This window comes from Pedobacter nutrimenti, assembly GCF_032678445.1.
GTDB classification, from domain to species: Bacteria; Bacteroidota; Bacteroidia; order Sphingobacteriales; family Sphingobacteriaceae; genus Pedobacter; species Pedobacter nutrimenti_A.
Map to the genome: position 1 here is coordinate 168,671 of NZ_JAVTSQ010000013.1, position 24,387 is coordinate 193,057.

At 40.9% G+C, this 24,387-nt stretch carries 22 protein-coding genes; 21 read left to right on the plus strand and 1 reads right to left on the minus strand.

Features of this window, described 5'->3' with window-relative positions:
- Positions 1-219 precede the first annotated feature (219 nt).
- From R2S08_RS23125 to R2S08_RS23220, 20 genes are all read left to right on the plus strand, one after another.
- The gene (locus R2S08_RS23125; protein WP_316837375.1) at positions 220-684 is read left to right on the plus strand and encodes a hypothetical protein; all 465 of its coding nucleotides are present in this window, start codon (positions 220-222) and stop codon (positions 682-684) included.
- 98 nt (positions 685-782) lie between these two features.
- Positions 783-2,240, plus strand: a complete 1,458-nt coding sequence (locus R2S08_RS23130) for an aminoacyl-histidine dipeptidase (RefSeq protein WP_316837376.1) — start codon at positions 783-785, stop codon at positions 2,238-2,240.
- A 40-nt stretch (positions 2,241-2,280) separates the two neighbouring features.
- The gene (locus tag R2S08_RS23135; protein WP_316837377.1) at positions 2,281-3,216 is read left to right on the plus strand and encodes a 2-dehydropantoate 2-reductase; all 936 of its coding nucleotides are present in this window, start codon (positions 2,281-2,283) and stop codon (positions 3,214-3,216) included.
- Positions 3,217-3,263: 47 nt separating this feature from the next.
- Positions 3,264-4,106 (plus strand): hypothetical protein, encoded by an 843-nt coding sequence (locus R2S08_RS23140; RefSeq protein WP_316837378.1) that lies wholly within the window; start codon positions 3,264-3,266, stop codon positions 4,104-4,106.
- Between the two features lie 144 nt (positions 4,107-4,250).
- Positions 4,251-5,498, plus strand: coding sequence for an efflux RND transporter periplasmic adaptor subunit (locus R2S08_RS23145; protein WP_316837379.1), 1,248 nt, complete (start codon positions 4,251-4,253; stop codon positions 5,496-5,498).
- A gap of 23 nt (positions 5,499-5,521) precedes the next feature.
- Positions 5,522-6,982 (plus strand): TolC family protein, encoded by a 1,461-nt coding sequence (locus R2S08_RS23150; protein WP_316837380.1) that lies wholly within the window; start codon positions 5,522-5,524, stop codon positions 6,980-6,982.
- A gap of 23 nt (positions 6,983-7,005) precedes the next feature.
- Positions 7,006-7,671, plus strand: coding sequence for an ABC transporter ATP-binding protein (locus tag R2S08_RS23155; protein WP_316837381.1), 666 nt, complete (start codon positions 7,006-7,008; stop codon positions 7,669-7,671).
- Between the two features lie 8 nt (positions 7,672-7,679).
- Positions 7,680-8,918 carry an ABC transporter permease gene (locus tag R2S08_RS23160; RefSeq protein ID WP_316837382.1) on the plus strand — a complete coding sequence of 413 codons (1,239 nt, stop codon included), beginning with the start codon at positions 7,680-7,682 and terminating at the stop codon, positions 8,916-8,918.
- Positions 8,919-8,936: 18 nt separating this feature from the next.
- Positions 8,937-10,121 carry an ABC transporter permease gene (locus tag R2S08_RS23165; protein ID WP_316837383.1) on the plus strand — a complete coding sequence of 395 codons (1,185 nt, stop codon included), beginning with the start codon at positions 8,937-8,939 and terminating at the stop codon, positions 10,119-10,121.
- 55 nt (positions 10,122-10,176) lie between these two features.
- Complete coding sequence (locus tag R2S08_RS23170; RefSeq protein WP_316837384.1) at positions 10,177-11,550, plus strand: sigma-54 dependent transcriptional regulator; 1,374 nt, start codon at positions 10,177-10,179, stop codon at positions 11,548-11,550.
- Complete coding sequence (locus tag R2S08_RS23175; protein WP_316837385.1) at positions 11,534-12,793, plus strand: sensor histidine kinase; 1,260 nt, start codon at positions 11,534-11,536, stop codon at positions 12,791-12,793. The genes R2S08_RS23170 and R2S08_RS23175 overlap by 17 nt, the downstream gene beginning before the upstream one ends.
- A 117-nt stretch (positions 12,794-12,910) precedes the next feature.
- Entirely contained in the window at positions 12,911-14,230 is a 1,320-nt protein-coding gene (locus R2S08_RS23180) for a TolC family protein (protein ID WP_316837386.1), read from the plus strand.
- Between the two features lie 11 nt (positions 14,231-14,241).
- On the plus strand, positions 14,242-15,441 hold the full coding sequence (locus R2S08_RS23185) for an efflux RND transporter periplasmic adaptor subunit (protein ID WP_316837387.1): 1,200 nt from the start codon (positions 14,242-14,244) through the stop codon (positions 15,439-15,441).
- Complete coding sequence (locus R2S08_RS23190; protein ID WP_133778629.1) at positions 15,441-16,187, plus strand: ABC transporter ATP-binding protein; 747 nt, start codon at positions 15,441-15,443, stop codon at positions 16,185-16,187. Before R2S08_RS23185 ends, R2S08_RS23190 begins: the two co-directional genes overlap by 1 nt.
- A 9-nt stretch (positions 16,188-16,196) precedes the next feature.
- Positions 16,197-17,420, plus strand: a complete 1,224-nt coding sequence (locus R2S08_RS23195; protein ID WP_316837388.1) for an ABC transporter permease — start codon at positions 16,197-16,199, stop codon at positions 17,418-17,420.
- Between the two features lie 33 nt (positions 17,421-17,453).
- Complete coding sequence (locus R2S08_RS23200; RefSeq protein ID WP_316837406.1) at positions 17,454-18,521, plus strand: sensor histidine kinase; 1,068 nt, start codon at positions 17,454-17,456, stop codon at positions 18,519-18,521.
- Complete coding sequence (locus tag R2S08_RS23205; protein WP_316837389.1) at positions 18,518-19,228, plus strand: LytTR family DNA-binding domain-containing protein; 711 nt, start codon at positions 18,518-18,520, stop codon at positions 19,226-19,228. Before R2S08_RS23200 ends, R2S08_RS23205 begins: the two co-directional genes overlap by 4 nt.
- Before the next feature lie 64 nt (positions 19,229-19,292).
- Positions 19,293-20,240 carry a TIGR01212 family radical SAM protein gene (locus tag R2S08_RS23210; RefSeq protein WP_316837390.1) on the plus strand — a complete coding sequence of 316 codons (948 nt, stop codon included), beginning with the start codon at positions 19,293-19,295 and terminating at the stop codon, positions 20,238-20,240.
- A 622-nt stretch (positions 20,241-20,862) separates the two neighbouring features.
- Complete coding sequence (locus tag R2S08_RS23215; protein WP_316837391.1) at positions 20,863-22,245, plus strand: ammonium transporter; 1,383 nt, start codon at positions 20,863-20,865, stop codon at positions 22,243-22,245.
- A 42-nt stretch (positions 22,246-22,287) separates the two neighbouring features.
- On the plus strand, positions 22,288-23,328 hold the full coding sequence (locus R2S08_RS23220) for a porin (RefSeq protein WP_316837392.1): 1,041 nt from the start codon (positions 22,288-22,290) through the stop codon (positions 23,326-23,328).
- Positions 23,329-23,391: 63 nt separating this feature from the next.
- Here the strand turns inward: R2S08_RS23220 and R2S08_RS23225 are convergent, their stop codons facing one another.
- Positions 23,392-23,865 (minus strand): ribonuclease H-like YkuK family protein, encoded by a 474-nt coding sequence (locus R2S08_RS23225; RefSeq protein WP_108554927.1) that lies wholly within the window; start codon positions 23,863-23,865, stop codon positions 23,392-23,394.
- Positions 23,866-24,155: 290 nt separating this feature from the next.
- On the opposite strand from R2S08_RS23225, the gene R2S08_RS23230 reads away from it, so the two are divergent.
- The gene (locus tag R2S08_RS23230) at positions 24,156-24,374 is read left to right on the plus strand and encodes a hypothetical protein (RefSeq protein WP_133778623.1); all 219 of its coding nucleotides are present in this window, start codon (positions 24,156-24,158) and stop codon (positions 24,372-24,374) included.
- Positions 24,375-24,387: the final 13 nt, after the last annotated feature.

Genomic DNA, 24,387 nt, shown 5'->3' on the forward strand with positions numbered 1-24,387 from the left:
CAGTTTTACAACCGGAAAAGAGAGCACAAATCAGAGTCAGAAGTATAGGTAGGCGCATGAATGCAAATGTCAGCAAAAATAAAACCAAATATTAAATTTTACATTTAGGGAAATGTATTTTATGTTTGATCATGAAGCGCTCAGTTAAACCTATAACCAATATATAAACCTTTTTGCATGGCCGCTTTTTTAGCTATGTATTTAAAAACGAACGACATTATGAACAAATTAAAATGGCTGCTGCTGCCCGTGCTCCTGGAGTTCGTGGCTTGTAGCGGAGGATCAGAATCTAAAAAGGAAAATGCAGGAGCTGATCTTAACGGAACCTGGAAACTGGTTTCTGCTAAAACCATTACTGGAAAGGATACACTAATTACTTTTCCGGTGAAAGGCCAGGAGATGATTAAAATGTTTAATGGAACTCACTTCTCTTTTTTTAAACATGATCTGAAAAAAGGTAAGACGCCTGCAGCTGTGTTTGATTGTGGTGCCGGAACTTATAAACTTTCGGGAGAGGATTATACAGAACATCTGGCTTATTGCAGTTACCGGGATTGGGAAAATCTGGATTTTAAGTTCAAACTGCAGGTGAAAAATGATACCCTGATTCAGCGGGGTATAGAAAAAATTGACAGCCTGCATGTTAATCATGAGATTATAGAGATCTATGCAAGATCGAAATAAAAACCTTTGATCTTACACAGAGCCGGTCTATAAAACCATCTTTTTATTGGTTTATCAGGGCAATATTAGCTAATTTGGCCGCTCTTAACTAAGATCTAATGGAAGTAAGAAATTTAGAGCCTAAGGCTCTTTGGAATAATTTTGCTGACCTGAATGCAGTACCCAGAGCTTCTAAGAAAGAAGAAAGGGTGATTGCTTTTATGGTTGCATTTGGTGAAAAACTGGGATTGAAAACGGTTCAGGATGCAACAGGTAACGTCATGATCAGTAAGCCTGCAACGCCTGGTATGGAAAACCGGAAAACTGTGGTAATGCAGTCTCACCTGGATATGGTCCACCAAAAAAATAACGATACTGTTTTTGATTTTGACAGCCAGGGCATTCAGATGTTTGTAGATGGTGATTGGGTTAAAGCTAAAGGAACTACGCTAGGTGCAGATAATGGTATTGGTGTTGCCTCTATTATGACTTTACTGGCTTCAACAACTATAGAACATCCTCCTCTGGAAGCCATGTTTACTATCGATGAGGAAACTGGAATGACCGGCGCGAAGGAAATTGATCCTTCCAATTTTACGGGTTCTATTTTGTTAAATCTGGATACTGAGGAGGATGATGAGCTAACGATTGGTTGTGCAGGAGGTATCGATACCAATTCTGAATATACTTATACTCTGGAGAAGAGCAATGAAAATAGTACAGCCTATCAGATTACGATTAAAGGTTTATCCGGCGGACATTCTGGTATGGATATCCATAAGGGCCGGGGCAATGCCAATAAGTTGATGAACCGCTTGTTCTATGGGGCTTTGAAATCGGCAAAGATCAGTCTGGCTGTTGTTGACGGTGGCAGTTTAAGGAATGCGATACCGAGAGAATCGCGGGCGGTATTGGTTGTTCCCAACGGAGAGAAGACAGCATTTCTGGCCTTTGTTGAAACATTTTCTGCTGTTTTGAAAGAAGAGTACCACAGCATTGAACCTTCTCTGGTTGTTGTGGCTGAAGAAACGGACTTACCTAAAGAAGTGATGGGACAGGCGGACTTTGTAAAAATAGTAAATGCGTTATATGCTATGCCTAATGGCGTATTTAGAATGAGCCCGGATATAGAGGACCTCGTGGAAGCCTCAACTAACCTTGCCCGTGTAATTGTAAAGGACGGAAAATTCATTACACAGTCTTTGCAGCGGAGCAGTGTGGAAAGTACAAAAGATGATGTTGCTAACTCGGTTCGTGCAAGTCTGGAAGGGATGGGGTGTTCTGTTAGCCAAAGCGGAGATTATCCTGGCTGGAAACCTAATCCGGATTCTGATATTTTAAGGCTCATGGTGAAGTTATACCAGGATGTTTTTAACAAGGAACCGAAGGTAGAAGCTTGTCATGCGGGTTTAGAATGTGGTATTTTAGGTGCGCATTTCCCTGGTATGGATATGATTTCTTTTGGTCCAACGATCAGAGGAGCGCATTCTCCGGATGAAAGGGTTCAGGTTTCTTCTGTTCAAAAATTCTGGTCGTATCTTTTGGCTGTGTTAAAAGAAATTCCTTCAGTGAAATAGCGAGCCTATGATGGTTTTATTGTCGTAAAAACAAATTATCATGAAGATAACTGTAATCGGATTAGGCGGGGTAGGTGGATATTTTGGATTTAAGCTGGCCGACGCCTTTAAGAAATCAATTGATGTTCAGGTTGATTTTATAGCAAGGGAAGCGACTTATAGTATCGTGAAGGCGCAGGGACTAACCTTGATCTCTCCGGAACATCTGCACCCTGTGGCTTATCCGGAAGGTCTGTTTCGGGAAATTGCAGATGCGCCTGTGGCTGATCTATGGCTGGTTTGTGTAAAGGAATATGATCTGGAGAACATTTGCCGGCAGTTAAGGGATAAAATAAGGCCTGGTGCTGTCATTCTGCCCTTAATGAACGGAGTAGATATCTATGAAAGAATTAGAAAATTGATTCCTGACGGCGTGGTATTGCCTGCTTGTGTTTATGTGGCTTCGCATATTAAAGAAAAAGGAGTTGTTGAACATAAAGGTGCGGCAGGAAGGATTATCCTCGGTCGGGATCCTGAACATTTACAATATGATCCTTCCGTGCTTGTAGGTTTGTTGAAGCAAGCGGGAATAGATATTATATATAAAGAAGACGCCCTGATTGATATTTGGACAAAATTTTTCTTTATTGCGAGCTTCGGGCTGGTTTCGGCCAGGTATAACAAACCGATCGGCGTAGTGAACAAAGACCCTGAACTGCATTCCAGGGCGAACAGGATTATAGAGGAACTAAAATTAATTGCTGATCAGAAAGGGGTAGCTGTACCTCCGGATATTATAGAACTCACTTTTAAAAAGGCTGCAACTTTTCCTTATACGACCCCAACCTCGCTTCAGCTGGATGTGCAATCCGGAAAGACTCATACAGAGCTGGAATTATTTGCGGGTGCAATGATCAGTTATGGAAATTCGTTAGATATCCCGGTTGTGGAAACAAACAGAATTTATGACGAAATAAAAGCAGGATTATTGAGCTGATTTTAAATAGCGTATCTTATTTTTGAAAAAGGAATGCATTCTGTGCTATGAAGAAAAAAATATTATTATTCCTGGGTATGATTTGCCTGGGGCCACTGGTAAAAGCGCAGAGCGTTTATGACGGCTGCTTTTCCGGAAAGGACGAAGAGGGAACGACAACTACGGTATTCTTTGATAAGCTATCGGGTTATTTTTCTACCTATGTAGAGTCAAAGGATAAAGAAAAATTATTTTTTGCCTCTGGAAATTTTAAGGTAAAGAACAACAAGGCATTGCTAACCACTGCTCCGGAGTATGATGCAGTGAAGGTATATGGACGGTATAATCAGTCCTTGAGCAAAGATTCAGTAAGTCTGTTGATTGCCAGCAAAAAGGGTAAAGATGTTCTGGCACCGGTTTCTGTTGCCATTGGATCTGGTCCTGGTAAGAAACAGCTTATACCGGTAACAGATGGACAGCTGGAGGAAAGCGGAGGGTATCGTATAAATTTTAAGGCTGGAGACAGTTTAAAAGTGGATTATTCTGTGTTTGATCATCTGGTTTATGGCTTTAAAATCTCTGATGAAAGCAATTATAACGAGTTTTTTATCGATGTAGATGATTATCTCAGTTCACTGATGGTGGTGGAGGAAGGCGTTACCCGTGCAAAGAACGACAACCTGGTTGCCAGTCCTATGGATAAAAAGACTTATGCCAGACATCCCCCTCATGTGGTTATTTTGCACATGACCGGCTTATGGCTAAGAAAAGGAACAGCTCCGATGGCTGCTGAGCCGGTAACGAAGGCAAAGATGACTTTTGATGGGAAAGCTTATACACTTTTGGAGAGGACTGCACTTAATAAGGCAAGAAATAGAGTTGCTCCGCCCCCCGTGGCTAAAAAGCCCTAAGGTCAAAATATTTAAAAAATGCCCGATATTAAACATCTTGTTCGATATCGGGCATTTTTTATGCGCTTATAAATTGTAATCTATTGTTTTTTAGTGTTTTAGCTGTGGCATTTGCCTTGTAATGCCTTGTGCAAAACAAATAGAATGGATAAGAGCATTGCGAATGAGGTTTCCGGACAAAAGAAGAGAAAGACGATTTTAATCATTTTTTTTGCGGTGGCTGTGCTTGCATTGTGTATCTGGCTGCTTCGTTTTTATTTTAAACCAGCTTTGTCGGCTTCTGATATAACAACTTCTGTTGCTGCAATTGGAAATATTGAAAATACGATCAATGCGACGGGTGAAGTGCTGCCGGAGTTTGAGGAAAGTTTGACGAGTCCAATCAATGCTTCGGTCATGAAAGTATTGCTGGATGCCGGAAACAAAGTTAAGGCAGGAGAATCTATTCTCATCCTGGATAAATCTGCCGCACAGTCTGAATATGATAAACTTAAATTTCAGATAGAATCTAAAGAGAATGAGATTCGAAAACTAAAACTGGATCTGGAGAAGAGTTTTTATGATATCAAATCGAACAACAGTATCAAACAATTGCGGATCGGGAACTTGGTGGATGCGGTATCCAGTGCCAAAAGATTATACAAGGCGGGTGGGGGAACAAAGGAAGGAATTGAGCAGGCTGAACTGAACCTGAAAGTTGCCGAGCTGGAGAAACAGCAGCTCGAAAATGAAATACGGAGTAAACAGCAAACCATGAAAATAGAGATCAGAGAAGCAGAAATTGCCCTGGAGATACAACGTAATGATCAGAATGCATTGAAGCGTAAACTTGATCTGGCGAACGTAGTGGCCACCAGAGCGGGAGTGATCACCTGGGTAAATAAAAACATCGGAGCGAGTATAAAGGAGGGTGAATCGCTGGCCAAGATTGCAGATCTGAGCAGTTTTAAAATTGCCGGTAGTGTGTCCGATAATCAGCTGGACCAGCTGCACAATCATATGCCGGTTATTGTCCGGATAAATGATGTGCAGTTAAGGGCGCATATTGTGAATATTTCTCCGGCAGTAAATAACGGTATTGTTTCCTTTGCTGCACAATTGGAGGAACGGAATAATAAATTATTGCGACCCAATATGAAGGTCGATATTTTCCTGGTCACGGCTACCCGGAACGGTGCGTTGAGGGTAGCCAACGGGCCAGCATTTAAGGGGTCAACCCTCCAGGAGATTTTTGTGCTGAATAAAGGGAAAGCGGAAAGACGAACCGTGAAAACCGGGCTGAGTAATTTTGACTATGTAGAAATCCTGACTGGTATCAAGCCTGGAGAAGTCGTCATTACATCTGATATGAAGGCTTATGAGAATACCGCAGAGGTGGCTGTAAACAATTGATCTGTTTTGAATTTTCAATCAACATGATGAAAACGATATTGTCTTTCTTTTTTTTGCTATCCGGTATGCGTGTAACTGCTGTTCCGGTTAACGATACGCTTAAGTTGAGTTTACCGGCACTGGTTGAAATGGCCAAATCTAACTCAATTGCGGCTAAACAGGCCATTACTGTTAGAGAAACCAAGTATTGGGAATGGAGAACATATAAGTCGAATTATCAGCCTCAGTTGGAATTAACTGGGGTATTGCCTGGTTATAATAAAACATATTCTCAGGTTTTGCAGCCCAATGGGGCTATTCTTTTCCAGCCTGTGCACAATGATAACTCTTCACTGACCATGAATTTTAGCCAAAGTATTGCGGCTACCGGAGGTACCATTTATGGAACCACGCAGTTGCAGCGCTTTGATGATTTTGATCGTAAAAATGTTCTTTATAATGCCATTCCTTATGGAATTGGCTACACACAGCCTTTATTGCAGTTCAATAGTTTAAAATGGGACAAGAAGATTGAACCTTTAAAATACACTGAAAGTAAACAGGCTTATATTGAATCACAAGAACAAATTGCAGTAACGGTAACGGGTTATTTCTTTGATCTGTTGCTTGGCCAGGTCAACTTAAATATTGCAACCACCAATTTAACCAATACGCTGAAGATCCTGGACATCGCCAATACTAAATTTGAGTTGGGAAAAATTTCCAAGAATGAAATTCTGCAGTTGCAGCTGGAGGAGCTCAATGCACAAAAGGCTGTGGGGACAGCGAAACGGGATATGGAAATAGCGACTTTAAACCTGCGGAGTTATGCGGGGATGGAAGGTGATGATAAGATTGTACTGGATATGCCTGCACAGGTAAATCAAATGAGTATTTCGGCAGATAGGGTATTGAAGGAAGCTTTTGAGAACCGTTCAGATGCCATTGCTTTTGTGCGTAAACTGGCTGAGGCGAAAAGGGATGTAGCAAAGGCAAAAGGTCAAAATGGTTTAACGGCAACACTGAATGCTAATCTTGGGTTTTCCAATGCAGCAGGTAATATTGCTGATGTATATCGTTCTCCAAAGAGCCAGCAGTCTATACAATTGCAGCTCAGTATTCCAGTGCTGGATTGGGGACGGTCAAAGTCGAGGACCAAGACAGCTGAAGCCAACGAGCAGTTCATTGCTTATGCTGTGGAACAGGATAAGCAGACCTTTAAACAGCAGATCGTTACCCAGGTAACCTTGTTTAATATGATGAAGGAACAGGTAGAGCTAACAGGCAAAGCGGATCGTATTGCTTCTGAAAAATATCAGATTGCCCGGGAAAGATATGTGCTGGGTGATTTGAGTATTACGGATCTGAGCATTGCTTTCCAGGAAAATGACAGGGCAAAGAGAGATTATATTGCTTCACTTAGAGATTTCTGGAGTGCCTATTATCAGCTGAGGTATCTGTCTTTGTATGATTTCGAAAAAAATGAAAAAATAATTTATAAATAAATCTTAATCTGTAACTATACGATATGATACGTTTACAAAACATTGAAAAAGTGTACCGTACCGATACGGTTGAAACCCTTGCCGTAAATGGAATTAGCCTGGATATTGCAAAAGGAGAATTTCTTTCCATTATGGGGCCCTCAGGTTGTGGCAAAAGCACTTTGCTGAACATCATGGGCTTGCTGGATGAGCCATCCAAAGGTAGTATCAGGATTGCCGGGCAGGATGTTTCCAATTTCTCTGACCAGCGGCTGGCAAAGTTTAGGAATGAACAGCTGGGTTTTATATTTCAAAGTTATCACTTGATCAATGATCTGCAGGTGCTGGACAATGTGGAATTGCCCTTATTGTATCGTTCTTCATCGGCCAGGGAAAGACGGGATCTGGCTGCGGAAGCCTTGGAGAAAGTAGGCCTGAGTAACCGATTGAAACACTTTCCTTCACAGTTGTCTGGCGGACAGCGGCAGCGGGTAGCGATAGCCCGGGCAATTGTTGGTAAACCTCAGATTATACTGGCAGATGAACCTACAGGGAACCTGGACAGTGCAATGGGCAACGAGATCATGGATATTCTGATCAATTTAAACCGAAATGATGGTACAACGGTAGTGATGGTAACACACGATGAAAATATGGCAAATAAAACGCATCGCCTGGTTCGTTTATTTGATGGTTCTCAGGTTCAATAATTAAGGTTATGCTTAAAAATTATTTTAAAATAGCCATTGCGGTACTCAAGAGAAGAAAGTTCTTCACTTTTGTTAGTTTGTTTGGGATCAGCTTTACACTGACCATATTGATGGTTGGCACTGCATTTTTGGATAAAGTGATCAGTCCTGATTATCCTGATTATAAAAGGGACAGGTCTTTATACGTGAGTTCTATGGAATTGCAGAATTCTAAAGAGGGTTGGATGAATAGGAGTGATGTTTCTTTTTATTTCTTTGATCACTATGTGTCCCGGCTTAAAAATGTGGAAAAGATAGGGATTTCTTCTTATTCTAAAGCTTCTAATGCCTATATTAACAATAAGAAGATCGTTATCAATTATAAGTATACGAATGCAGATTACTGGAGGATACTGGAATATCAGTTCCTGGAAGGAAAGCCTTATGCTGAGCAGCAGATCCTCCATGCAGAACATGTGGCAGTGATCTCTAAAGCTATAAAAAAAGCCTATTTTGGGGATGTGCCAAGTGTGGTTGGTCAATACATCTCTGCTGATGAGGTGAATTACAGGGTCATCGGTGTAGTAGATAATGTAGCTAAAACAAAGCGGAATTTTGCAGGAGATATGTTTTTGCCTTATACCGTATCTAAAGAAAATTATAAAAAACCAGATTTAATGGGGCCCTACAGCGCGGTACTGTTGGCCAGGTCAAAAGCTGATGTTCCAAAGATGAAACTGGAATTTGATCAGATGATGAAGAAAGTTCCCATAGGGAATAAGGAGTTCGACCGTCTTTACTGCAATGCAGATTATTTTTTTGCGAGCATAACCAGACGGATTGCCGGAGATGGAAAGGATTCGGGGATTACCACGGCGGTATCTGTTTTGGTTGCATTTGTTATTTTGTTTTTGCTGCTCCCTACCATTAATCTGGTGAATATTAATATTACGCGGATTATGGAAAGGTCGTCGGAAATTGGGGTGAGGAAAGCTTTTGGTGCATCTTCCAGGACCTTGGTCTATCAGTTCATCGTAGAAAATATGATCCTCACTTTTTTGGGTGGGTTATTGGGCTTGCTTTTTTCTGCACTGACGATCTATTTTTTCAATTCCTGGAACCTGATGGATGGTGTCAGGCTGTCTTTGAATTTTTCTGTCCTGATGTATAGTTTTTTAGCTTGTGTATTTTTCGGTTTGATTTCCGGAGTTTATCCGGCCTGGCGTATGTCCCGGCTAAATGTTGTAACGGCGTTAAAAGCGCAGTAAATTTTAAAAGGTATTATTATGGTTAAGCATTTATTTAAATTAATATGGAATAAAAGGAAGCATAACTTTCTGTTCCTTTCTGAAATACTGGTTTCTTTCCTGGTTATTTTTGCTGTTTTTTCTTTCCTGGTGTATTATTATCTGAATTATAGAAAACCGCTGGGCTTAGCGTACGACCGGGTATGGTCTATTAATTATAATCGGGATCAGCAAACAAAGAATATGGATTCACTGGTGATTTTTTATGAAGATCTGAAGAAGTCTTTAAAATCAATGCCAATGGTGGAGGCCGTGAGTTATACGAGTAATAATTTTCCATATTCCAGCGGTATCATGACTACAGGATTATCTCCGGCTGGTAAAAAGGTTTATAATGTCAATAATTATATGGTTGGAGATGATTATAATAAGGTATGGAAAATGACATTGCTGGAAGGCCGATGGTTTAATCCGGAAGATAAAGTGGCGAGGAATAAACCCATCATTATTAATGAATCTTTGAGGAAGGAGATTTTTGGAAACGGCCCGGCAATAGGCAAATCTGTTGGCGATTATGAAGATAAAGGTAAGTTGAAAATCATTGGGGTGGTGCAGGATTTTAAAGCTAATGGAGATTTCTGGCCTGCGGGCTATGCGCTGTTCAGTCCTTTGGATTCTGGTTATTTAAAGCATACCAATGTCCTTCTTGTTAAAGTGAGACCAGAGGCTGATGCGGGCTTCGAGAGTTCTTTGTATAAGTTTATGGCCAACAGACTGAAGAATTCCAGTATAGAAATTCAGCATCTTTCGGAAATGAGAGATGCTAAAAATGAGCAAACGATCATTCCTATGCTTATTTTCATAATTATCGCCAGTTTCCTGATCATTAATGTGGCGCTGGGACTATTTGGTGTGCTCTGGTACAATATCAATCAGCGAAGGGGTGAAATTGGTTTACGAAGGGCATTGGGGGCTTCCGGGAATTCGGTGTCCGGTCAGTTGATCAGTGAATCGTTGATCCTGGCCACCATGTCTTTAGCCGTGGGGTGTTTCTTTGCTTTACAGTTTCCGATCATGAATGTGTTTAACGTACCTTCAATAGTTTATGTCTTGGCTATCCTCCTGTCCATCGCATTTATTTATGTGTTGGTTTTTGTATGTGCACTTTACCCCGGAAAACAGGCGGCGGCAATACATCCTGCAGTTGCGTTGCACGAGGAATAGATTAGAGATAAACGAATTTACTTTATAAATTTATACCTCAATAGGTGATTTACCCATGATATTAATTGTTGATGATGATATAGCCGTAAGAACTTCTTTGCTGCTGCTGCTTAAAAGCGCTGGCTACGAGGTGGTGGCGGTTGATGAGGTTGATGAAGCACTCCATGTGATACACAAGCGCCCGCCCGAACTGGTTTTGCTGGATCTTAATTTTTCTATCGGTACTTCCGGTGAAGAAGGGATGGACTTACTCAGGCAGATCAGAAAAATCAGCAATAGTTTGCCGGTTATTTTAATTACAGGCTGGGGGAGTATAGAGCTTGCAGTGCAGGGAATGAAACTGGGAGCGAACGATTTTATCAATAAGCCCTGGAACAATGATCATCTTTTACAATCGGTGAAAACGCTAATGGAACTTCATGCCCAGGAACCTGTACATCGGGATCGCAGGCAGCTGGATAAGCAGTATGCCTTTCAGCAGATCATTGGGGAAGACCCAAAAATGCTGGAGATCATGGATACCATTGGAAGGGTAGCCCGTACGGATGCATCTATACTGATTACCGGAGAGAGTGGTACTGGAAAAGAACTGATTGCTGAAGCGATCCATGAAAACAGTTTGAGACGGAACCGGGCATTTGTTAAAGTAAACCTGGGCGGAATTTCATCTTCTTTGTTTGAAAGTGAAATGTTTGGGCATATGCGGGGTGCTTTTACAGATGCGCGTTACGATAGGATTGGCCGCTTTGAAATGGCGAATAAGGGAACTATATTTCTGGATGAAATTGGTGATCTGGAGGCTAGCAGCCAGGTGAAATTACTTAGAGTACTTCAGGACAGAACCTATGAGGTTCTGGGCAGCAGTAAAACCAAAGTAGTGGATACCAGGGTGGTTTGTGCAACCAATAAAAACCTGAATGATATGGTTGGACCGGGACTTTTCAGAGAGGATTTGTTATATCGAATTAATCTGATTACGATACATTTGCCCGCTCTTCGCGAACGTCCTGGCGATATACCTCTGCTGGTGAGGTTCTTTATCCATAATCTGAAAGAAATTTACAACAGACCTGCACTGTCTGTGACACCGGAGGCAATGAAGTGGTTGCAGAAACTGGAGTTGCCTGGTAATATCCGCCAGTTGAAGAATTTGGTGGAACGCTCTATTCTGGTCAGTAAAAAGGATGTATTGGAAATTGATGATTTTAAAAAGCAAATGGACCAGTCTCCTTCGCGGAAAGAAGTGGCACCGCTCCCGGATGTGGGGGTAATGACGCTGGAGCAAATGGAAGTAGAAATGGTTAAACGTGCAATGAGTTTTCATAAAAATCGTATAACAAAAGCCGCGGCATCTTTAGGCATCACCAGAAATGCCTTGTACCGCAGACTGGAGAAATATCAAATTCCATTTGATGAAACTGAGCACTAAGTATATTCTCTTTATTGCTGTTTTGCACCTGGTTTGCCTGGTGCTGACGTATTTGGTATTTGAGCAAAATAAGGTCTTATTTATCTTGTCGGAGGTGTTTATCCTTGGATCAGGGGCTCTTTCCTGGAGTTTATACAGGCAATTGATCAGTCCGCTGAACCATTTAAAAGAAGGTATAAATGCAATTAAGGACAGGGATTTTAATGTAAAGTTTCTGCCTACAGGCAAACGTGAAATGGATGAGTTGATTGAAGTATACAATCAAATGATGGATGAATTAAGGACGGAGCGTATTAAACAGGAGGAGCAACATTTTTTCCTGGAGAAACTCATCCTGACTTCTCCAACGGGAATTATTATTCTGGATTATGATCATCGGGTGAAACAGGTTAATCCTAAAGCATTATCGATGCTGGGAACACAAATAGAGGAAGTGACTGCTTTGGCACATGAACTAAAAGCTGGTGGAACTAAATTGATACGGCCTAATGGATTAAGGGCTTATAAGCTTCAAAAATCTCATTTCATAGACCGTGGATTTGCCCGTTTTTTCCTGATGATTGAAGAGGTGACTTCGGAGATCTTTGAAGCAGAGAAGGGGGTGTATGGAAAAGTGATACGGATGATGGCCCATGAGGTAAACAATACGATTGGACCAGTCAACTCAATTTTGAACTTATCCCTGCAAACCAAAAAGCTTTGGGAAAGTGGAGATCAGGAGGCGCTAAGGAATGCATTGGAAGTGGCTGTGCAAAGGAATCAAAACCTTAATCTGTTCATGAGGAATTTTGCAGACCTAGTGAAGCTTTCTCCAGTTAACCGGAGAAAAATGGATCTTGTAGCGCTGATTTACGCCGTAGCTGCTTTGATGAAAATAAAAGCGACAGAGGCAAATGTAACTTTTGAATTTATCTTGCCAGGGGATCCTTTTTTTATCCTTGCAGATTTGCAGCAGATGGAACAGGTTATCATCAATATTGTGAAAAATTCCTTAGAGGCCATTGAAAGGGAGGGGGTAATTCGCTTTGTGCTAAAGGGAGGACGTCTTGTTATTTCCGACAATGGAAAGGGAATTTCTGAAGCGCATAATGAACAGCTCTTTAGCCCCTTTTTTAGCACAAAGAAAGATGGACAGGGGATTGGGCTTACATTGGTCAGAGAAATTCTGGTCAATCATGGGTTTGATTTTTTTCTGAAGACCATCAAACAAGGTCAGACGGATTTTGTTATCGTCCTTAAATAGAGGATTTGTATTTGTCGCATTTATCGGGGGGTTGATCCCAGGGGTATTTCATTTCGTCTCATTTTAAAATCTGATTGGTGATTTATAAATAAATTTGAGGTAAACAGAAAGACCCCTATGAGCGTTTTGTTAAAAAATATCGTCCTGATCCTCTTTTTCGCATCAGTTTTCCACGGCGGAGATTTGTATGCACAGGATTCTTTATATCATGATCTGCCCAAGACATGGAATCTAAAAGACTGTATTGATTATGCTAAAAAAAATAACATCAGCATCAACAGTTTAAAACTCAGTTCGAAAACGGCTGAGCAGAGCTTAATCGCTGCTAAAGCTGCAAAATATCCAAACTTATCGGCTAATGTAACCCAGGACGTGTCGCATTACAATTCGGGCACCCAAAGTTCCAGTGGTTATGGAGTGAGTTCTGGAATAACGTTGTTTAATGGAGGGTATCTGAACAACGATGTAAAGTCGAAAACATTGAGTGAACAGGTGGCTAATCTCTCTGTGAATGCAGCGGAGAACGATATTACGCTACAGATTACCCAGGCTTACCTGAATATTCTGCTGAGTAAGGAAAATATCACCTATTTGAATGATCTGTTAAGTACCAGTAATGCCTTGGTGAAGCAAGGTGCTCAGCGCTTAACTGCGGGAACAATTGCTAAGAAAGACTTGTTACAGTTGCGGGCAACGATGGCCAATGACAATTATACACTGATCACTGCGCAAAATCAACTCCAGCAAAATGTATTGACTTTAAAACAATTGCTGCAGCTGCCTACGCGAATCGGGTTTGATGTAGTTGCGGCCGATACCACCAAAATAAATGAACATTTGATTGATCTTGCTTCTGCGCAGGACCAGGCGCTTCGGACCAGGCCGGAAGTGAAAGGTGCAGAGTTAAATGTACAATTGCAAAATACGGAACTGGAAAAAGCCAGGGCGACCATCAGGCCTGTGCTGAGTTTAAATGGCTCTTTGGGTAGCGGCTACAACAGTACCTCGTTTGGGAATTATCCAAACCAGCTGAACAATACCTTTAATCAGGCTTTGGGATTGACCCTTTCTATTCCCATTTTTGATAGAAAAGTCACTAAAACGAATGTTGCCAAAGCCAATCTAGAGATACAGCAAGCCAGGCTGTCGCTTTTAGATACCAAAACAACATTAACACAATCGGTTGAAAAAGCCTATTTGAATGTTCAAAATGCAAATAGTCAATACCAGGCAGCCAAAGAACAGTTCAATTATACCAGTGAAGCGCTGAGGATTTCGGAGGCTGAGCTGAAGCTGGGTTCAAGCAGCATCGTAGATTACCTCCAGCAGAAAAATTTATACGTACAGGCTTTGCAGGCTTTTGTTCAGGCAAAATATACAGCCAATCTGTATACTAAGATTTATGATTTTTATACAGGAGTTCCAATAACAGAATAAAAAAGTAACTAATGAAAACGAAGAAAAGCATATTCATTATTTTAGGTATTGTTGTCCTTGCAATTGCTGTATGGTACTTCGCTATCAGAAAGACCGAAACAGTTATCAAATTGGAAACAGAGAAGCCAAAAATAGGCTATATCTCCGAGAATGTAACAGCAACTGGCAAAGTGCAGCCGGTAGATACTGTAGCAGTAGGTTCCCAGGTATCTGGAAATATTGCAAAACTGTATGCCGATTTTAACTCGACAGTTAAAAAGGGTCAGCTGCTTGCCGAACTGGATAAAACTTTATTCCAGGCTTCTGTAAATCAATTTGCAGCCAATCTGGCCAGTGCCCAAAGCCAGTTGGTCTTTCAGCAAGGCAATTATGGACGTCAGAGCGAACTATATAAAGTAGGTGCAATCAGTAAAGCTGATTATGACAATGCACTTTATACCTATAATTCGGCAAAAGCTTCTGTAAACAGTATCAATGCGCAATTGATGTCTGCCAGGAAAAACCTTTCGCTGGCCAGTATCTATTCTCCGATTGATGGAACAGTGCTTTCCAGAAGTGTAAGCGAAGGCCAGACAGTTGCAGCAAGCTTTAGTACGCCAACTTTATTTAGTATTGCAAAAGATTTGACTAAAATGCAGGTGCAGGCCTCTGTGGATGAGGCTGATGTAGGTGATATTAAAACGGGCGAACGGGCAACTTTTACAGTAGACGCCTTTTTAGACGATACCTTTAAAGGAAGTATTCAGGAAATCAGGCTAAGTCCGAAAGTTACCTCAAATGTGGTGACTTATACCACCATTATCAATACAGACAACGAAGATAAGAGATTAAAACCTGGTATGACGGCAAACATCACCATCTTTGCTAAAGAGGTGAACAATGCCATGTTGGTGCCGGCAAAGGCGCTTAAGTTCTCTCCTGATACTACGCTTAAAAAATACCAGTTGGTCTGGATAAACAGGGAAAGGAAACCAACCTCTCCGAAGGAAGGATATGTATGGGTGAAAACCGGAGATCTTAAGCTTGAGCAAAGGAAAATAAAGGTAGGTATTAACAACAATACGCAGGTTGAAGTTTTAGGTGGTATAACTGGAAATGATGAAGTTGTGATAGGTAGTCAGGTCTCAGGTGGACCAGGTATGGCTACAACCGGTGCAGCAGCTTCCAGTCCATTTATGCCAAAACGTCCAGGCGGTAACAGGAAAAGATAATGGCAAGCAAGATATTAGAACTGCACGACCTGAAAAGGGAGTTTGTAATGGGCGACATGACTGTCAGGGCTTTAAAAGGTTTATCCTTTGAAATCAATGCGGGTGAGTTCGTGACCATCATGGGCAGCAGTGGATCGGGTAAAACTACGCTGCTGAATATTTTGGGCTGTCTGGATAAACCTTCGGAAGGGAGTTATCTTCTCGATGGGATCGATGTAAAGGGGTTGAACCGGGATGAACTGGCCGGATTGAGAAATAAGAAGATTGGGTTTGTGTTTCAGGCCTACAACTTGTTGCCCAGAACAAATGCACTGGAGAATGTGGAACTCCCTCTTTTTTATAATAAAGAAGTAACGGCCGAAGAACGCAAAGAAAGAGCCATCAAAGCCCTGGAGGCAGTAAAACTGAGCGATCGGTTTGATCATACCCCAAGTCAGCTCTCTGGCGGACAGCAACAGCGCGTGGCCATTGCCAGAGCGCTGGTAAATGAACCTGTGATGATCCTTGCTGATGAGGCCACCGGTAACCTGGATACCAGGACCTCTTATGAGATCATGGCCCTGATGCAAGAGTTAAATTCGCAGGGTAAAACCATTGTTTTCGTAACCCATGAGCCTGATATTGCTGCTTTTAGCAGCAGAACCATTATGCTTCGCGATGGTAAACTCCAGAAGGACAGTAAAAATGAAAACCCGCGTTCGGCGAAAGAGGCGCTGGCTTCATTACCAGAATCTGACGATTATTAAACGGATAAGATGAGCATTTTAAATTTATTAAGGATCGCTTTTCGGGCGCTAAGAAGAAATAAACTTCGTGCCTTTCTGACCATGTTGGGGATCATTATTGGAGTGGCGGCAGTAATTGCAATGATGGCCATCGGACAGGGATCTAAGCAGAGTATTCAATCTTCTTTATCCAGTATGGGATCTAACATGATTACTGTTATGCCCCAAAGTAATACACCAGGAAGTGTAAGATTGGCTGGAAGCAGTATTCAAACCTTAAAACTGGAAGATATTGCAGCTATAAAAAGACTGCAGTCGGATAATATCAATGGTTTATCTCCTGTTGTTTCTTCTAGTGGCCAGGCTATAAAAGGAGGTAATAACTGGCCTACAAGTATTACTGGCATCAGTCCGGATTATTTAAATATCCGACAATTGAAACTCCTTGACGGCATTATGTTTTCTGATAATGATGTCCGAAAATCAGCAAAAGTTTGTTTATTGGGGAAAACAGTTATAGATAACCTTTTTCCTGATGGAAGTAACCCTATAGGTCAGATCATTCGTTTTAAAAGTATTCCTTTCCAGGTCATTGGTACCCTGGTGCCTAAAGGGCAGAGTAATTTCGGCCAGGATCAGGATGATATTATACTTGCGCCTTATACCACTGTACAGAATAGGATCACTGCAACAAATTATCTGCAGTCTATTTACGCTTCGGCGGTCTCTGAAGCAGCGAGTGATGCAGCTACACAGGAGATCACGAATGCGGTAAGGGAGAGCCACAAATTATTGCCATCCCAGGATAATGACTTTCAGGTACGTACGCAGGCAGAACTCATCACTACAATTACTTCTACGAGCAGTATGCTAACCGTGTTGCTAACGGCTATTGCTGGAATATCTTTACTGATTGGAGGTATTGGGATCATGAATATTATGTATGTCTCCGTAACGGAAAGAACAAGGGAAATTGGTTTAAGAATGTCCATCGGTGCACGTGGTAAGGACATTTTAATGCAGTTTTTGATAGAGGCCATTCTAATCAGTATTACCGGGGGGGTACTTGGCGTTTTGCTGGGTGTCAGTTCCGCTTATCTGATCTCTTATTTTCTAAGCTGGCCAATCCTGATCTCCCAGTCGTCTATTGTAATCTCGTTTATCGTTTGCGGGATTACCGGTATCTTCTTTGGTTACTACCCTGCCCAGAAAGCCAGCAGGCTGGATCCAATTGAAGCGTTACGGTACGAGTAAGTTTCAAAGCCCAATTTAAATAATAACTTAGTGATGTTAAAAACAGGCAAAAGAGAAATGGTATTGAACTTTTCCAATAAACGTGTTAAGGTGGCTTTGCATATTTTGGTTTGGCTGGTTCTGTTGGCTTTACCCTATATTATCAACTCCAACCGCGGTGCACCGCCACATCGGTTAAGTCCCGAGGAAATCAACCAGTTTTTAAAACTCAACTTCATCAGTTATTTTTATCTGATTGTCATCTTTTACCTCAACAGTTTCGTCCTGATCCAAAAGTTGTTCTATAAAGGGAAGTATCTGTCTTACGCAGGATGTATTGTGTTGTTATATTTGTCGGTATTGTTTGTCCACTTCATCCTGTTTCATTTTTTAATGCCAAAAGCTGATTTTAGCTGGACGAGGGTGGGCTGGTTTAATTTGCCTGCATTTTTACTGACCATTGCGGGGAGTACTACCTTTATTATGATCTCCGACAGGATCAAGATGGAAAAAAAGGACCTGGAAAGGGACAAGGAAACCATGAAAACCGAGTTGTCTTTTCTGCGGTCGCAGATCAGTCCGCATTTTATCTTTAATATCCTGAACAATATTGTTGCCCTTGTGCGGCTAAAAAGTGCTGATCTGGAGCCTACGGTAATGAAGCTTTCAGGATTGATGCAGTACATGCTGTATGAAACAGATGAGGAGAAAGTCGCCCTTAGAACGGAAAAAGAATATCTGAATTCCTATATTGATCTCCAGAAACAAAGATTTGGGCAGAAAGTTAAGGTGGAAACCGATATTGTATTGCTCAATGATTACCAGGAAATAGAACCCATGCTCCTGATCCCATTTGTGGAAAATGCATTTAAGCATGGTGTAGGGTTAATTAAAGATCCTCAGATCACCATTAAACTAACAACCGATGAGCAGAACTTGAATTTTTCGGTAGTGAATAAATACAGTGCTTCAGAAGGAGAGGCAAAAGACCGGTCTTCAGGTATCGGGCTGGCAAATGTGAGCAGGAGGCTGAACCTGTTGTATGGACGTGACCATCGGCTCGACATACAAAAAGAAGGCGACTGGTTTAAGGTGAATTTATGGCTAAAACTGAATGTATGATGAATTGTATTGCTGTTGATGATGAGCCGCTGGCCCTGAACCTCCTTGCTGATAATATCAGCAAAATACCATTTTTAAATCTTCTCGCCACATGTGATGATGCTTTTTCGGCCAATAAGGTCCTTCAGGAAAATCAGGTAGACCTGGTTTTTATTGATATCCAGATGCCAGGTATTACGGGTCTTCAGTTTATTGAAAGCCTGGTGAAAAAGCCCATGGTGATTTTGGTAACTGCCTATAAGCAATATGCCCTGGATGGTTTTGCGCTTGATGTGGTAGATTATTTAATGAAACCTGTTTCAATAGACAGGTTTATGAAAGCCTGTAATAAAGCTAAAGACCTTTTCGAATTGCGGCACCAGCAGCAGGTGCCCGGAGAGAAGCCTGTTGGATATATTTTTCTCAACGCAGGTTATAGTCTGCTGAAAATTATTTTTGATGATGTTCAGTATATCGAAGGATTGAAAGATTATGTTCAGATTCATTTGATGAGCACACCGAAACCGGCAGTGGTCCGAATCAGCTTTAAAAGCCTGGAGGACCAGTTGCCGGTTAATTTTATCCGGATACATAAATCATTTATCGTAAACAGTACCGAAATTACTTCCATTAAAAAGAATGCGGTGTTTATTGGCGACAAAGAGTTGCCCCTTGGGGATACGTATCGGCCGGCAATAGAAGCCCTCATTTCATCGAACCGTTTTTAGGCTTACAGCAGCTATTCATGAGGTTGTTGTTTTTTTGTGTATTTTTGCAGAAAAAAAGAAGCAATTGGGAACTCCACTGGATTTAGGGATAAAAGGATATAACAACTACGGCACGCATCTTAAAGAGAAGTATGCCGGTCAGCGTGTATTTAAAGTGATTGTTGACGGTGGTTTTACTTGCCCTAACCGTGATGGGAGCAAAGGGTATGGCGGCTGTACCTATTGCAATGTAGATTCCTTCACTCCTGAACTTTCTCGTAAACTTCCAACTGTGCGTGAGCAGCTGGAACAGGGAATGGTACGTGGAAAAAGCTTTTATAAAGCAGATAAGTTCATTGTTTATTTTCAACCCAATACCAATACCTATGCGCCCGTACATTATTTAAAAATGATGTATGATGAAGCGCTTTCTATTAATCCGGAAGATGTAGTGGGTTTTTCAGTTGGTACCCGGCCGGATTGTATTGATGCCGAGAAAGTGGCCCTACTGGAAAGTTATACAGATCGTTTTGATGTAGACCTGGAAATGGGGATGGAGTCTATTTACGATGAAACCCTGGAACAGATCAATAGGGGCTGTGGTCATGGTGAGTTTGTGGAGGCGGTTAAACTGCTGGAAGGCAGTAAGCTTGATCTTTGCGTGCACACGATCTTTGGTTTTCCTTGGGAGACAGAAGAAATGATGCTGGGTTATATCCACGAAATCAATCGTTTTCCTCAAATCAAATTCGTGAAATTTCATCATCTTCATATTGTTGAAGGCTCAATTATGGGTGTGAAATATAAAAAACAACCCTTTAAGCTTTTTTCTTTGGAGGAGTATACAGATCTGTTGTGTAAGCTTATTCCGCTTCTGCGGCCTGATATTGTGATTCAGCGTTTGTTTGGAATCTCAGACTGGGATCTTCTTATTGCGCCCAACTGGGGGCTAAACAAATCTGCGATTCAAACCTATATAGATAAGGAAATTGAGCGTAGGGGTGTGGTACAGGGATCGGCATATATTCTTTAGCGCTGTTTAGAGTGCACCGAATCATTCTTTTATTTTTCTCTTTTCTATAGCTGAAGATCTGCTGCTTTTGTTTGCAACAAATACGGAATTTGCCATTCGGCCTAAAATGCCGGATGGTAAGCTATATGGGTGATTTTGCCGATTTCTTTAACTGAAGAGGTTGCCTTAAACCTCATATCGGTGGGCGTAATCTTTTGCAAATTCAGGGGAGAGGAGAAAAACTCCCAGACTTCTTAAAGTTTACTGGTAAGTTTTAATAAAAATCAATGTGATACGATTTCATGGCACATAATATGCAAATTGTTGGTCAGTATTGCTTTTTTTGAGGTTTTTGTTCGTATTTTTTATTAAAACCTGTGTTTTTTGTCTTTTTTCATCTTGTTTTTGTGTTATTTTTATTTTTTTAATAAAAAATGGTCCATTTTTTTGTAATGAATACTGTGTTTGCTAAAAAATAGGTGTATTAATTAATAATATTGTATGAAAATGGCTGTTTAATTTTGTCTTTTTTACTTTTGTTGGTACTTTTATTTGGATAATGATTTATTTTATTGGCATTAATTGCTATTTTTATAAAAAATTTAAATCAAACAAATAATTATAACTATTAAATCTAAAATGTATGGCGAAAGTTTTGTTTAAACAGTGGGGACCATTTGCAGTTTTATTAATAATTGCAATTCTTGCCCTCTTTATTCCCCTTCTTCCCAATTTTGATGAGGGAAAATACAGTGCTCCTGATATTGCATTTGTATTAATTGCTGCCGCTTTGGTATTTTTAATGACTCCTGGTCTGGCTTTCTTCTACGGAGGAATGGTTCATCGCAAGAATGTGCTTTCTACCATGATTAAAAGTGTGGTTGCTGCCGGAGTAATTTCTGTACTTTGGGTGGTTGTGAGCTTTAGTCTTGCCTTTGGGGATACCATTGGAGGATTTATTGGAAATCCTAAAACATTCTTCTTCTTTCAGGGTGTTAATTCAGGACATCCGTGGAGTCTTGCTCCGACCATTCCGTTATCTTTGTTTGCAGTATTCCAGCTCATGTTTGCGATCATTACACCGGGTCTGGTTGTTGGTGCGGTTGCGGAACGCATTCGTTTCACTTCTTATATTTTATTTATCGTATTGTTTTCGTTGCTTGTGTATTCACCGCTGGCACATTGGACCTGGCATCCAGATGGTATTCTGTTTAAAATGGGTGTTCTTGACTTTGCGGGAGGAACTGTAGTGCATATTTCTGCGGGTATGGCAGCTCTTGCCGGTGCCTTGGTACTTAAAAGAAGAAGAAGTCATGCTGAACATCAGGAAGTACCACCTGCCAATATTCCATATGTATTAATCGGTACGGGCTTACTATGGTTTGGCTGGTTTGGTTTTAATGCTGGTTCTGCATTAGGCGCTAATAGTCTTGCTGTTTCTGCATTTTTAACTACAAATATTGCCGCTGGTGCTGCAGGATTGTCATGGATGTTTTTTGATGTGTCCAGAGGAAAAAAACCTTCTGTACTTGGTTTTTGTATCGGTGCTGTTGTTGGACTTGTAGCTATTACTCCGGGTGCTGGATTTGTAAGTATTCCATCTAGTATCTTTATCGGTGTTATTGCTGCAGTGGTTTCTAATCTTGCTGTATCCTGGAAATCAAAAACTTCACTAGATGATACTTTAGACGTGTTTCCATGTCATGGTGTAGGTGGTATCGTTGGAATGCTTCTGACTGGTGTGTTTGCTACCAAAACAGTAAACAGCGCAGGAGTTGACGGTTTATTGTATGGAAACCCGGCGTTCTTCTTTACTCAATTAAAAGGTGTAGTCATTGTTGCTGTTTTCAGCTTTGTAATGTCTTTTGTAATCTTCAAACTGGTGAACGTGATTCAACCTATCCGCGTAACTTCTGAAGAAGAAGAAGAAGGACTTGATGCCAGTCAGCATAATGAGAAATACTTTCAGGGTACGCTGATCGTAGCGGCCACCGGTATGGAAATGGACCACGAACCTACCACCTGAATGATTTAATTCGTCTAGATTATCAACCTCAAACCAACTAACATGAAATTAAAATCTACTCTGCTATCGTTATCAGCCCTTGCGTTTTCTTCGGTGAGTTATGCCCAGGAAACAGAGAAAAACCCTTTGCAGTTCTCCGGATCTGTGGATACGTATTTTAAGTATGACTTTCAAAAACAGCCAAATATCGGAACCAGCTTTGCCAATGATCAGAATTCGATTTCATTGGGAATGATCGATCTGGCTTTAAAGAAATCTACTGGAAAAGCATCTTTTGTTGGTGAGGTTTCTTTTGGCCCGAGGGGCCAGTATCAGTCTCTGTCAAACGGAGACGGTACAGAAGCTAATGAAAAGAATTCCTTTCATATTCAGAATCTGTATGTAAACTATGCTGTTGATGATAAGTTGTCTTTAACAGCAGGTTTTATGGGAACTTTTATCGGTTATGAAGTGATCTCTCCGGTGGGTAATTTCAATTACTCTACTTCTTATTTGTTTACCAATGGCCCTTTTCAAAATGCAGGGATCAAAGGAACTTATGCTTTTTCTCCCAAAGTAAGTTTGATGCTAGGCTTGTTTAATGACTGGAATACTTATAAAGACGTTAATGGAGTATCTCATTTTGGTGCACAATTGTCTCTTGCTCCTGTAGAGGGGTGGAATGCTTACCTGAATGTGCTGACCGGCCGAAATGCAGGTGCTCCAGGAGATGGTTCTTTATTTGATTTAACCACTTCTTATCAAGCTACTGAAAAAGTTAAACTGGGCTTGAACGCTGCTGATTATACCATTTCGGGTAATAACGGTGGTTATAGCGGTGCAGCTTTATACCTTCAGAATGCTTTTACAAAAGCCTTCTCCCTGGGTTTAAGGGGTGAATATTTTAAAACCAAAGATGTTCAGGAAGTGAAAGGAGAAAGTTTTAAATCAGTAACGCTGTCAGGTAATTTTAAAACGGGCGGGCTTACTTTTATTCCGGAGGTCAGGTTTGATAACCGTTCTGATAAATTGTTTGCCAAATCTGATTTAACACCAACTAAAAATGCTTCTCAGTTTTCTTTAGCTGCTGTATACGCATTCTAAACTCATTGTACTCGACTCAACCAAACCAAAGCGACCGTCGGATCTTCCTGATCCGGCGGTTTTTTAATGGACCATTTTATCTGCGCAGGTAGAACTGGCAAAGGCTTCAGGTTTTGCTTTAAAGATAAATCCCATACTTAGAATATAGCCCATGGCTTCATTAAGCGCTTTGTTGGATTTAAACATCGGATTGGTGTTGATGTCGGCATGTACCTCCAGGTCAACATCGTATACGTCCAGCAGATCGCAGATTGAATAGGCCGTTTCAATAGATTTTTGAACCTCAATCAGCATTCTTTCTTTAATGCTCATTCGCTGAGGCGTTTTTTCCTGGTGGATGTACATAAAACCGCCATGATGCTCGCGAAGCAAGACAATTACAGTGGCAAAATCGGTCAGTGCTCCTTTTACTTGTGAGTCTGTACCGATACAAACTTTAAGATGATAGCCATTTTCTGTTTCGCGGATGATGGCTTTTTCAACTTCTTCTAAAATGGACGAATGGATCACTTCGCCGCTGAACTTTTTCCAGATCATACTTATTGCGCTTTAAGATGAATAACCCACAATCAGGTTTCTTAAATTTAACTGGATAATATTAAAAACAGGTTAATTGTTTGTAGTTTATTTGCTAACAATCAGGTGTTTGTCAACAAATTGTCGCTTGATCTGAAATAAAATAGATTTTAAGGAGTTAATATAATAAGCTCCTTAAATTCATTTTTGGCTTTAAGGAGAGAAGAGGACTTGTTTTTGATTTAAATATTTGAAAATCAGGAGAAGTTTAGTAGATTAGATCAACTGTCGTAACAAAACAAAAAATGCAGATGAATACGGAATTATTAAATGAATTTTATTTGCTGCAGCAAAGCAGGTCTAACGCAAAATATCTTGAAGTGTTGGATGAAAAGGTATATATGCCTGTTAGAAAGGTTAATAAAAAGGTCTCTACGTGGATGAACAGGAGAGGGCTCATGCTGATGAACCTGGAAAGTACAGTGAACCGCTCTGTAAAAAGACTCAGAAAAAAATATTTTAGATTTTAGTCCTTTTTTTTCT